This window comes from Olivibacter ginsenosidimutans, assembly GCF_039542865.1.
Classification (GTDB): Bacteria; Bacteroidota; Bacteroidia; order Sphingobacteriales; family Sphingobacteriaceae; genus Olivibacter; species Olivibacter ginsenosidimutans.
In genome coordinates this window covers 378,420-390,257 of sequence record NZ_BAABIQ010000003.1, presented here as the reverse complement: position 1 = coordinate 390,257, position 11,838 = coordinate 378,420, and the positions used below count along the sequence as shown (strand labels likewise).

Sequence of the window (11,838 nt, the reverse complement as noted above, 5' to 3'; positions counted from 1 at the left end):
TGTACTGTCAAACATTTTTTTGGGATTATATAAACGGCAATAGACCCCGGTGAACAACCGGAGTCTAAACCATTTAGGATCTCTTTAGATGAGAATTATTTAACCTCAACAACAGCTCCTGCTTCTTCTAGTTGTTTTTTCAACGCTTCAGCTTCATCTTTAGAAACACCAGCTTTTAATTCTTTTGGTGCTCCATCAACTAAATCTTTTGCTTCTTTAAGACCTAAACCAGTTAAGTCTTTCACTAATTTAACAACAGCCAATTTTTGGCCACCAGCTTCTTTCAAGATGACATCAAAAGATGTCTTCTCTTCAGCAGCAGCAGGAGCATCACCACCTGCAGCAGGGCCAGCAACAGCTACAGCTGCAGCAGCTGGCTCAATACCATACTCATCTTTTAAGATTTGAGCTAACTCGTTAACTTCTTTTACTGTTAAGTTTACTAACTGCTCAGCAAACGCTTTTAAATCTGCCATTTTATTTTAAATTTTTGAATTTACTTTTTTTAATAATTATTTAATACAACGATGTTTAAGGTACCGTTAACCTCTCTCTTGTAAAGTTTTAACCAAACCTGCAATTGTACTGCCACCAGATTGAAGAGCAGAAACAACATTCTTAGCAGGCGATTGAAGCAATCCGATAATATCGCCGATAAGCTCATTTTTAGATTTCAGCGCTACAAGAGCATCTAATTGATTATCACCAACAAATACAGCGGCATCAATATAGGCACTTTTTAGCACCGGCTTATCACCCTCTTTACGCAATTCCTTTATTAACTTCGCAGGTAAATTACCCGTTTCTGAAAATAATATAGTCGATGCGCCCTTTAAGGTATCTCTCAATTCAGAAGAATCAACACCAGCCGCTTCTAATGCCTTAGCAATTAATGAATTTTTTGCTACTTGTATTTTAATTCCTCTTTCAAAGCATTTACGACGAATACTATTAATTTTTGCTACAGTCAAATCAGCAGTATCGGTAATATAGAAATTGCCATAAGATTTGATCTGATCAGTTAAAGCTTGAACAATTTCTTGTTTTTCTTCTTTTCTCATGATTAAATCCCCGCTACTGATTTAGTTTCGACCTGAATACCCGGGCTCATCGTAGATGAGAGGTGGATACTCTTAAAATATGTTCCTTTCGCTGCAGAAGGTTTCAATTTTGAAATGGTTTGAATTACTTCCAACGCATTATCGTAAATCTTATCTGCATCGAATGACACTTTACCCACTGAAGCATGAATGATCCCGGTTTTATCTACTTTGAAATCAATCTTACCACCTTTTACTTCTGTCACAGCTTTACCTACATCTTGGGTTACTGTTCCCGATTTCGGGTTTGGCATTAGGTTTCTAGGTCCTAAAATACGACCTAATCTACCTACTTTAGCCATTACACTAGGCATGGTAATAATGATATCAACATCGGTCCATCCTCCTTCTATCTTGCTGATATACTCATCTAAACCTACATAATCCGCACCTGCTGCTTTAGCCTCTTCCTCCTTGTCAGGAGTACATAAAACTAAAACGCGTACGGTCTTACCGGTTCCATGAGGCAAAGTTGCGATGCCACGTACCATTTGATTTGCCTTACGAGGATCAACGCCCAAACGAACGTCGATATCTACGGATGCATCAAACTTAGTTGTGGTGATATCCTTTACAAGTGCTGCTGCTTCCTGCAAAGTATACGCTTTACCAGCTTCAATTTTGGATAGTGCCGCTTTTTGATTTTTTGTTAATCTAGCCACTTTCTTAAACTGATTTCTGTTAATTAATTGTTCCAGGGCGCATCACCGCTTACCGTGATACCCATACTACGTGCTGTACCAGCAACCATTTTCATGGCTGACTCTACCGTAAACGCATTTAAATCGCTCATTTTATCTTTGGCGATTGTCTCTACTTGTTCCCAAGTAACTTTACCTACCTTTTTACGGTTAGGTTCGCCTGACCCTCCTTTTATTCCTGCAACCTCAATAAGCTGAACAGCAACGGGAGGTGTCTTAATGATAAAATCGAAAGACTTATCTGCATACACAGTAATTACAACGGGTAATACCTTACCTGGCTTGTCTTGGGTACGCGCATTGAACTGCTTGCAAAATTCCATGATGTTTACCCCCTTAGCACCTAATGCAGGTCCTACTGGAGGCGATGGGTTAGCTGCCCCACCCTTCACTTGTAATTTCACCAACGCACTGACTTCTTTTGCCATTTTTCGATTTAATTTTTAATTACTAAATGTTTGTTAGTAAATTGGAAGCAATATAACGTAACATTTGTGTTTTCTAGTAAAGCGGAGAGCCTTAACTCGGCCGCTCTTTTTAGAGTGCGCAAAAATACAACAAATTTCAGAATATACAAATAATTATTTGCTATTTCTGAATTTTGTTGTTGCTAATTTCTGTATCAAATGGTCTATTATAGAAAAAGGCGATGGGTTATTCCTTCTCTACTTGCATGTAATTCAGCTCCAAAGGTGTTTTTCTACCAAAAACCTTAACCATTACCTTCAACTTTTTCTTCTCTTCGTTCACCTCTTCTATTTCTCCGGAGAAACCATTGAATGGACCATCGGTTACTTTGACGGCTTCACCCACATAATACGGTACATTCATCATTTCGCCTTGCTCGCTCATTTCGTCTACCGTACCTAAGATACGATTGACTTCAGCCTGGCGAAGAGGGATAGCATTACCCGCCTTATCTCCTAAAAATCCGATAACGCTATTAATATTCTTTATAATATGTTCAAGCTCTCCATCTAGCGCTGCTTCTAATAAAACATATCCGGGATAATAATTGCGTTCTTTTGCAATTTTCTTTCCCTCGCGCATCTGAAAATACTTTTCCATAGGAATTAAAACCTGTGGAACAAGGTGATTGATGCCTAAACGATTAATTTCAGCTTCAATATATTGCTTTACTTTCTTTTCCTTTCCACTAACCGCCCGTACGACGTACCATTTCAATTGCTGTTCTGCCATGCTTAATTATCCTCCCTTGATTTATTAGGTCGTTGTACCGTAAAGAAGGTTCAATACTGCACTTGACGATTGATCCATAGCTAATACTAAAAGTGCGATTATAATGGACGCAATAAGTACTACCACTGCCGAATTCTGCAACTCTGACCACGTTGGCCACGATACCTTTTGGGTCATCTCGTGATAAGAATCCTTTATAAAATCAAGTACATTTGCCATGGTTTGTTAGAATTATTTATACTTACGATCTCGGTTAACAAAAGCTATTAATCGATGGATTGACTCGTTATTTAGCACGGGCACAAGGATTCGAACCCTGATCAAAGGTTTTGGAGACCTCTATTCTACCATTGAACTATGCCCGTAAACAATTAGCTAATTGGCCAATTTACCAATTAGCTAATGTTATATGCTTGATATTAAGCAACAATTTCAGTTACCTGACCAGCACCTACTGTTCTACCACCTTCACGGATAGCGAAACGTAAACCTTTTTCCATTGCAATAGCGTTAATCAATTTTACGTTGATCGTAACGTTATCACCAGGCATAACCATTTCAACACCTTCTTGTAAGGTAATTTCTCCAGTTACGTCTGTGGTACGGAAATAGAATTGAGGACGGTATTTGTTAAAGAATGGAGTATGACGTCCACCTTCTGCTTTTGATAATACGTAAACCTCCGCTTTAAATTCAGTGTGAGGTGTTACACTACCTGGTTTACAGATAACCATTCCACGACGGATATCGGTTTTCTCAATACCACGTAACAATAAACCTACGTTATCACCTGCTTCACCGTAGTCAAGGATCTTGCGGAACATTTCCACCCCTGTTACAGTAGATTTTAAGTTCTCAGCGCCCATACCCAAAATCTCTACTGGATCACCAGTATTGATTACACCACGCTCAATACGTCCCGTTGCAACAGTACCACGACCAGTGATAGAGAATACATCCTCGATTGGCATCAAGAAAGGTAAATCAGTCAAACGTGGAGGAATTGGAATGTAGTTATCTACAGCATCCATTAATTCCATGATTTTATCTACCCATTGTGCTTCTCCATTCAAGGCACCTAAAGCAGAACCTCTGATTACTGGAATATCGTCTCCTGGATATTCATAGAACGATAATAATTCACGAACTTCCATTTCAACTAAGTCTAATAACTCAGGGTCATCAACTAAGTCTGTTTTATTCATGAACACTACCAATGCCGGTACACCAACTTGACGAGCCAACAAAATGTGCTCACGTGTTTGAGGCATAGGACCGTCTGTTGCAGCAACAACGATGATCGCACCGTCCATTTGCGCAGCACCCGTTACCATGTTTTTCACATAGTCAGCGTGACCCGGACAGTCAACGTGCGCATAGTGGCGATTTGCGGTTTGATATTCAACGTGAGCGGTGTTAATAGTAATACCACGCTCTTTTTCTTCAGGAGCAGAGTCGATTGAATCGAAAGAACGAGCTTCTGATAAACCTTTGTCTGCTAAAACTTTGGTAATAGCAGCTGTTGTAGTAGTTTTACCGTGGTCAACGTGACCGATTGTACCAATATTTAAGTGCGGTTTACTGCGGTCAAATTTCTCTTTTGCCATTTTTTATGCGTATTAGTAAGTTAATTTTTATTTTGGTTCTTATTATTTTACACTTACGAGCCAATGATGGGACTTGAACCCATGACCTCTTCCTTACCAAGGAAGTGCTCTACCGCTGAGCTACATCGGCTTGTTTTAACAACAAAAAGCTAAAGCCGATATCGGTTTTAACTCTTTGATCGAAGAGCGGAAGACGGGTCTCGAACCCGCAACCTATAGCTTGGAAGGCTATCGCTCTACCAATTGAGCTACTTCCGCTTTTATTATAAGGATTTAACCCAAGCTTACGTTAGTAAGCAACAAAACCTATCATAAGAACTTAACCGAAGTTAAGAAATACAAAGATTTTGGTGGGGGGAGAAGGATTCGAACCTTCGAAGCCGAAGCAACGGATTTACAGTCCGTCCCATTTGACCGCTCTGGAATCCCCCCAACTTAGAGCCCCCTGCCGGGATCGAACCAGCGACCTACTGATTACAAGTCAGTTGCTCTACCAGCTGAGCTAAGGAGGCAATATTTTTACTCAAAGAACATCGAACGCTATACCCAAAGAACCCATTCTCGTCATATAGGAAGCCCTCTTTTGAACCACCAAGCCCTCGCGTTCCCTTTGGGACTGCAAAGATAGACAAGAAAGTATTAATTCAAAAAAAAAGTGAAAATATTTATCGTTAAACCTGACGCTTTCGGATAAAGACATTGTTTATCAATGGGATATTTTTTCTTGCTGATAAACAAAATACCGTAGAGCATAAACGAAGTATACTACAATTTTTGTATTGCGGTTAATAAATTAAAAAAGCCCTTTAAGAAGCATTTCTCAAAGGGCCCCTCTTCTTATCCAACGTTTATCCAAGTTCTTCTTCCTGTACCTCGGCCATTATTTCTTTTTGGTGTGTTACTTTAGCTCTTGTTTTAGTTTTATGTTTATTTATTTGTCTACGCAACGATTCAACAGCCAAATCTGTTGCCTCTTCAAAACTCTTGGCTTGTCCTTTAGCAAAAAGCTGGTTCCCTGGGATATTCAACTTGAACTCCGTAATCTTATTGGCTTCATCCTCCACATTCTCTAATTTTAAGTAGCATTCACCTGAAATGATCTGGTCAAAGAACTGATCCAATTTATCTACCCTACGTTGGATAAAGTCTATCAATTTCTTGTCAGCCTTGAATTGAATTGATTGCGTGCTAATGTTCATAATTTCCTCCTTTTTTAAGCTTTAGGATGAGCTTGTTTGTAAATAGATTTTAACCGTTCCACTGAATTGTGTGTATACACTTGCGTAGCCATTAAATTAGCATGACCAAGCAACTCCTTAATAGCATTCAAATCTGCCCCCTTATTTAACAACGCCGTAGCGAAACTATGCCTAAGCACATGTGGGCTCTTTTTTTGCTGTGAAGTAATCAGTGACAAATAATGTGTTACTACTCGATAAATAAGCTCTGGATAAGCTTGTTTACCTTTTATAGTAACGATTAAAGTTAAGGATTTGTTATCAAAATTTTCATTTTTTTTTAACAATAAATACGCCTTAATTCGTTGTTGTAAATGTGGCAATAAGGGAACGATACGTTCTTTATTTCTCTTCCCTAGAATCTTAATTGTCTGTTGGTGAAAATCGATGTCCGTTTCTTTTAAGTAAATAAGTTCTGAAAGGCGCATACCTGTACCAAAAAGCAGCTCAATAATTAATCGATCACGTTCACCAGCAAAATCTTTCTCGAAAATCGTATCATGATCTAATAGCCAATCTAATTTCTCTTCTAGTATAATAACCGGTAATTTCTTTTGTGTTTTTAAGGCTTTAACCATCAAGGTAGGATTCTCGTCATGTAAGCCTTCTCGCACTAAAAATTTATAATAGGTTCGCAAGGAAGACAACAAACGATTAATAGAGGTCGCTTCGATTCCCTCTTCCATAAGTTGAGTCAGATAAGACCGCAACTCCCGATATCCTATCTCCGCAAATGCGCTATCCTTTTCCTCCCAAAACTTGAGGTACGACACAATATCCTTTTCATAAGCCTTTAACGTATGAACTGAATAATGTTTTTCAAATTTTAAAAAGGCTAAAAACCGATCTAAGTACATGTTCTAATTATTTTGATAGATGACTACCCGATATTATGCCTAACAACTCTTCTATTAGTAATAAGGGCTACCTGTATACCATTATTCTATACGAGGACAGAATTTATAATTGACTTCTGGTGATTTTCCCTTTCACAATAAACAATCGTACAATAGCTTCTTTTTCCACAACCGTATCGCCTTGAAAGTCAGGATTTACCGCCCTTAGAATTAATTTACTTTTATCTTGATGCTCATATAGCAATTTCACCGTCACCATGTTATTGGCCTGTTCATTAGCGACCACTAAATAGGCCTCACCCCATTGGATGACGTTCTTGTTAAGTACCTCTTTGACGGCAATAATTTCGCCGCTTGCAAATTTTGGATACATGCTATCCCCATAAATCGGCAAATATGCCGTACAATCATTAAATGGCCTAAAATTCACATAAAATTCAGGAACTTCCTGAAAAGCATTTGGCCCCTCAAATACCATATCTGCCAACTGCATATTATAAAAAGGTACATCCCTAGAAATGGGTTCTTGATCGACTAAGGTATTCTTTTGACGTTTGTGTACATCAGGTACTTGAGATAAGAAAGGAGTTCCTTCTTTATTCTTCAGCCATTTTAAATTTATATGATGATAATCTATAATATCTTTTGATAATCGTTTTCCAATAATCCGACTTCCGTTTTCAATGGCCGAAAAGTTGTTCACATGGGTTGCAATGTTACCGTAAAACTGCTCTAATGTCATATGCTTAAGTAATCTTATCTCCTTAAATAGCGGACCTAACGTAGTCCTATCTAACTGATCAATCATAAATAAAAAAGATATTATCAAATTATATCAAAAGATAGTATATTTGCTTTATCAATATATAAGCAAGATACAAAATAAATCAACTCTTTAAAAAACAGAATTTTCATTTTTATAAAACAGTTATGGAAAACACAAATCAACATCTTTCTCTGGGTCATTTTCGTTATGCGAAAGAAGAGGCCTTCAAAAATCCACTCGCATTTATCCGGGACTTTTGCTCACAAATCACCACAATTGAGCTTTTTAGACAGGACAATTTAAATTTATTCTACGCAGCCTGTACCCGTATGTCGGATCATAATGGTAAATTTCACAAACATGCTAGTGAATATGTCTATGACCACAGGCAGCTTATTGAAGTGATCGAAATACTATGGACCCTGTATCATCAAGAGTCAACACACCTTAGTCTTTCAAAAAATCATCCGCTCTATCAGACTAGTCAATGGAAAGATAATGGGATTGATCTGGAAGCTCGATTAAATAGCCCAGCAAAATATTATCGTAAGTTGGAAAACCAAGAGATAAACGATATTATGCTTTTTCTAAAAGATCTATTTTTATATCGTAATCTTGACGAATGGCGAGAATTACTTGATGATATTCTTTCCTATGCATATATTGATGAGAGCATTGGTTCTGGAGCAGATATCAGCAGTGAACTTATACCCATTGCTGAATACCTTGAAAAAATCGCTGAAGCAGTCTTTCTTATCCGGGACTTAACCGCCGAAGAAAAGGGTAGAATCGACACGATCGACACATCTAGTAACGATGAAAACGAAGATGAGCATTACAAAACCCTATTGGCCGAACTAAACGATCCCCATTTTACAGAGAGCCTGATTGCTTACCTTAATACCTTCTGGGCTCATTTAGAAAATGAAAATATCGGCCATATTTCTACTTTAATAAGCCTTCCTAGTGCATTGGAACAAGACCTTATCGATTATTTCGAAAGTTTCCACCCAAAATTTATTAGTAGAAACTTCCGACGGATTTATATGGGTTACCTCGAGCATCTCTTCGAAACCGGTACACCCAGCTACTATGAGGAACTGAGATCTTTCACTGCTCATATGGATACCTTCTTTGAACTTTTAGATTTAGCTGATGCCGAAACTGCCCATTGGCCGCAAAACAATCGTATTGGATGGCAGGAAGATTGAACTGATACGCTATTTCAAAGTAAGATTAAATGGGTAGTAAGTGGCTAATTAAATAAGATTTAACTTGGACTTTCTCCGGATCTTGTTCGGACCTCATTCGGACATCGTTCGGATAAAACCGAATAATGTCCAATTTAATTTCGAATTATTTATGTATTAAATTACTTTTAAGATACTAGTTAGTCTAGTGTTATCTCCTAGTTAACCCAGGTATGATTATCTTGCGGATGCTTACAACTTGGTTAGGATCTTCTTCGCGGGAATGGTCAATGGCTAAGGGTCAAAAAAAAGCAGCGCTGTAGGATTACAGCGCTGCTTTTTTTTTATGATTGATAGCGATAAATTAAACAGTATCCTGATTCATGGACTGTTTATAGATCGCTTTTTTAATTTGCGTACGGCGGGTAACAGACTTTTTCTCGTATGCTTGGCGCGCACGTAACTCTCTCAATACTCCAGTTTTTTCAAATTTCTTTTTGAAACGTTTCAAGGCTTTATCTAACGACTCGCCATCTTTTACATTTACGATAATCATGCTCTTTATATACCCCCTTTCTATTCTTTTTGGGACAACAAAGATAAGTAATTTTTCAGAAAATACCAAGCTAGATTTAAGATTCAAGGCCGAGGCACTTAAAATGCTTAGCCTTGCTCCCAAGCTGTTGAGCGATGAGTGGTGTTAACCATTAGGTTCCTTATCCAAAATGGAAGTATGTTTGGTGTCTTGCATAAATAAATATACAAAAAGGGAAATGGCAATACAACCCGTAATATACCCGTAAAAATAGTTTTCGTGACCGATATCTTTAAGCCATAAGGCTAAATATTCGGCAGAGCCCCCGAATAATGCTACCGTTAGCGCATAGGGCAATCCCACTCCTAAGGCTCTAATTCTTGCTGGAAATAGTTCTGCCTTTACTACAGCATTAATGCTTGTATATCCACTCACAATCATAAGCGAAAACAAAATCAATCCAAAAGCCTGCCATTTATCCTGTGTATTTTGCAGAGTACTTAACAACGGATACGTACAAAGGGTACCCAAAATACCAAAACCAAGCAATAACGGTTTCCGTCCCACTATATCTGAAAGTAATCCGAAAACAGGTTGTAAACAAGCAAAAATAAAAAGTGCAAGAAACGTAATTAAGGTCGCATCTTCATTAGAAAGTTCTACGGTATTCACTAAAAACTTTTGCATATAGGTTGAATACGTGTAAAATGCCAGTGTACCGCCAAGCGTCAATCCCACAACCGTTAACAACTCTCTTGGATACATTAATAAAACAGCTAAAGAAGCTTTTGCGTGCTGAAACTGCTGTTCCTGTGTTTCAAAAGCTTTCGTTTCTTGTAAATGCCTTCTTAGATATAAAGCAATAAGTGCTAAAATTGCCCCTATTAAGAAGGGAATACGCCAACCCCAATCCTTAATCTCGGCATCACTTAGAAGTACTTTCTGCATTAATAATTGTATACCCAATGCCAATAACTGACCACCGATTAACGTTACATATTGAAAACTGGAATAAAAGCCTCTTCTTGTGGGGGTTGCCATCTCTGAAAGATAGGTTGCAGAAACGCCATATTCTCCCCCTACACTTAGCCCTTGCAATAATCGTGCAAGCAGCAAGATCATAGAGGCCCATACACCCACTTGATGATACGTTGGTGCAAATGCAATCAACAATGATCCAAAAGACATCAGTAATACAGAAAACATCATCGATTTTTTACGCCCCACCCTATCGCCAAGCAATCCAAAAACATAGCCTCCCAATGGCCGCATAAAAAAACCAACAGCGAAAATAGCCGCTGTTTTCAGTAATTGAACCGTATGATTATCGTCAGGAAAAAAGGAAGAAGAAAAATAGATCGTAAATGCAGCATAGGCATACCAATCATACCACTCGACCAAGTTACCAATAGACCCTCCGATAATGGCTTTTAATCGTTTTTTTGAAATTGCTGCTTCCTGTTTACTATCATGCATTTTTGATCGTTTATATAATAAGTACATCGCAAGTATAAAAATTTAATGACTATCAGGCAAATTATCCAAAGGGTCATAAACACGTCATTGGCAAGGTAATGAAACATACTATATCTTCTATTTAAAAAGGGCTAACAGAGGGTATAATAGAGTATTTACTTAGCTATTACCTCTATTAATCCACTATTTCAGTTAAATAAACCATTGGTCAATCCTTTTTTATAGTACCTCTGAATGGAATAGGGCCTGAAGGGAGAAAGGATCAGACATAATGAACGGTTATAAACCAGAGCATCATGACAATACCAAATAGGAATCTCATCCTTATAACAGGATAACTGGTCGCACGGCTACACTCCACTCATATGACGGGAAGTGTTATTGTTTTTAGCTAAACTTCCCGATAGTCATAAAATTTAATTATTTTAAAGCCCTAAAAGCAATAGGTATGCATCACATTATTCTCTTTTTATTGAACATTATCCTCGTTTCTTCCCTACTGATCCTTTCTGCACCTGTGTTGGCACAAGATAACCAATTTGGCCTTTGGGGCGCTTGGTTCAACAATGTTAAGTTTAATGAAAAATGGGGTATGAATAACGATATTCAATTTCGAGCGGGAAGAAATTGGAAAGAAAGTGCCTTATTTTTAATTCGGCCTGGTGTAAATTATTATGTACGCCCAAACCAAACGGCTTCTATCGGTTATGCCACAACACTAACCCTCCATCACATAAAGGACCAATCAAGATTAACGGAGCATCGAATTTGGGAACAATATATTATTACCAACCACATGTTTGAACTACCTTTTCAGCACCGATTCAGACTGGAACAGCGATTTTTAAAGCGGTCTGAGGAAACGCATTTTACCCAAAGGGCACGTTATTTTATTCGGGGTATCCTTCCGTTAAACACTATATTAGCGCAAACGTTCAATAAGGGTGCCTTTATTGCGTTACAGAATGAATTATTTTTTAATATCCAGCATAAAAATGTCGTTAATCAGCATTTTTTTGATCAGAACAGGGCATATACCGCTTTCGGATATCGGTTTTCTCCTTCATATGATTTAGAAATGGGTTATATGAATCAGTTTCTCAAAAGAAGCCACCCTCCTAGCCAGTTCACACATATCCTTCAAGTCGCCTTTTATACCCGTCTCTAG

General features: G+C 38.1%; 14 protein-coding genes and 5 tRNA genes. 2 read left to right on the top strand and 17 right to left on the bottom strand.

Features of this window, described 5'->3' with window-relative positions:
- Window positions 1-95: 95 nt before the first annotated feature.
- From rplL to ABD930_RS02925, 15 genes are all read right to left on the bottom strand, one after another.
- Window positions 96-476 (bottom strand): 50S ribosomal protein L7/L12, encoded by a 381-nt coding sequence (rplL, locus tag ABD930_RS02995; RefSeq protein WP_345230202.1) that lies wholly within the window; start codon window positions 474-476, stop codon window positions 96-98.
- A 66-nt stretch (window positions 477-542) separates the two neighbouring features.
- Window positions 543-1,061, bottom strand: coding sequence for a 50S ribosomal protein L10 (rplJ, locus tag ABD930_RS02990; protein WP_345230201.1), 519 nt, complete (start codon window positions 1,059-1,061; stop codon window positions 543-545).
- 2 nt (window positions 1,062-1,063) lie between these two features.
- Entirely contained in the window at window positions 1,064-1,762 is a 699-nt protein-coding gene (gene rplA / locus ABD930_RS02985; RefSeq protein WP_345230200.1) for a 50S ribosomal protein L1, read from the bottom strand.
- A 23-nt stretch (window positions 1,763-1,785) separates the two neighbouring features.
- Complete coding sequence (gene rplK, locus ABD930_RS02980) at window positions 1,786-2,229, bottom strand: 50S ribosomal protein L11 (RefSeq protein ID WP_134090793.1); 444 nt, start codon at window positions 2,227-2,229, stop codon at window positions 1,786-1,788.
- A gap of 226 nt (window positions 2,230-2,455) precedes the next feature.
- Window positions 2,456-3,001, bottom strand: coding sequence for a transcription termination/antitermination protein NusG (gene nusG, locus ABD930_RS02975; protein ID WP_345230199.1), 546 nt, complete (start codon window positions 2,999-3,001; stop codon window positions 2,456-2,458).
- 24 nt (window positions 3,002-3,025) lie between these two features.
- Window positions 3,026-3,220, bottom strand: coding sequence for a preprotein translocase subunit SecE (secE, locus tag ABD930_RS02970; protein WP_345230198.1), 195 nt, complete (start codon window positions 3,218-3,220; stop codon window positions 3,026-3,028).
- A 75-nt stretch (window positions 3,221-3,295) separates the two neighbouring features.
- Window positions 3,296-3,366: transfer RNA gene (locus ABD930_RS02965), tRNA-Trp, on the bottom strand.
- Between the two features lie 54 nt (window positions 3,367-3,420).
- Window positions 3,421-4,608: an elongation factor Tu gene (gene tuf / locus ABD930_RS02960; protein ID WP_345230197.1), complete on the bottom strand. Its 1,188-nt coding sequence runs from the start codon at window positions 4,606-4,608 to the stop codon at window positions 3,421-3,423.
- Window positions 4,609-4,666: 58 nt separating this feature from the next.
- A tRNA-Thr gene (locus ABD930_RS02955) sits at window positions 4,667-4,738 on the bottom strand.
- A gap of 55 nt (window positions 4,739-4,793) precedes the next feature.
- A tRNA-Gly gene (locus ABD930_RS02950) sits at window positions 4,794-4,866 on the bottom strand.
- Between the two features lie 90 nt (window positions 4,867-4,956).
- Window positions 4,957-5,040, bottom strand: a tRNA-Tyr gene (locus ABD930_RS02945).
- A gap of 7 nt (window positions 5,041-5,047) precedes the next feature.
- Window positions 5,048-5,120 (bottom strand) — tRNA-Thr (locus tag ABD930_RS02940).
- Between the two features lie 336 nt (window positions 5,121-5,456).
- Complete coding sequence (hpf, locus tag ABD930_RS02935) at window positions 5,457-5,807, bottom strand: ribosome hibernation-promoting factor, HPF/YfiA family (RefSeq protein ID WP_345230196.1); 351 nt, start codon at window positions 5,805-5,807, stop codon at window positions 5,457-5,459.
- A gap of 14 nt (window positions 5,808-5,821) precedes the next feature.
- Window positions 5,822-6,703: a tyrosine-type recombinase/integrase gene (locus tag ABD930_RS02930; protein WP_345230195.1), complete on the bottom strand. Its 882-nt coding sequence runs from the start codon at window positions 6,701-6,703 to the stop codon at window positions 5,822-5,824.
- Window positions 6,704-6,806: 103 nt separating this feature from the next.
- A complete protein-coding gene (locus ABD930_RS02925) occupies window positions 6,807-7,445 on the bottom strand; it encodes a S24 family peptidase (protein WP_345230194.1) in 639 nt (212 codons plus the stop codon).
- Window positions 7,446-7,633: 188 nt separating this feature from the next.
- Between ABD930_RS02925 and ABD930_RS02920 the strand changes: the two genes are divergently transcribed.
- Window positions 7,634-8,680 carry a hypothetical protein gene (locus ABD930_RS02920; protein WP_345230193.1) on the top strand — a complete coding sequence of 349 codons (1,047 nt, stop codon included), beginning with the start codon at window positions 7,634-7,636 and terminating at the stop codon, window positions 8,678-8,680.
- 343 nt (window positions 8,681-9,023) lie between these two features.
- Here the strand turns inward: ABD930_RS02920 and rpsU are convergent, their stop codons facing one another.
- Window positions 9,024-9,215 (bottom strand): 30S ribosomal protein S21, encoded by a 192-nt coding sequence (rpsU, locus tag ABD930_RS02915; protein ID WP_345230301.1) that lies wholly within the window; start codon window positions 9,213-9,215, stop codon window positions 9,024-9,026.
- Window positions 9,216-9,359: 144 nt separating this feature from the next.
- Window positions 9,360-10,670, bottom strand: coding sequence for an MFS transporter (locus ABD930_RS02910; RefSeq protein WP_345230192.1), 1,311 nt, complete (start codon window positions 10,668-10,670; stop codon window positions 9,360-9,362).
- A 448-nt stretch (window positions 10,671-11,118) separates the two neighbouring features.
- On the opposite strand from ABD930_RS02910, the gene ABD930_RS02905 reads away from it, so the two are divergent.
- Window positions 11,119-11,838: a DUF2490 domain-containing protein gene (locus ABD930_RS02905; protein ID WP_345230191.1), complete on the top strand. Its 720-nt coding sequence runs from the start codon at window positions 11,119-11,121 to the stop codon at window positions 11,836-11,838.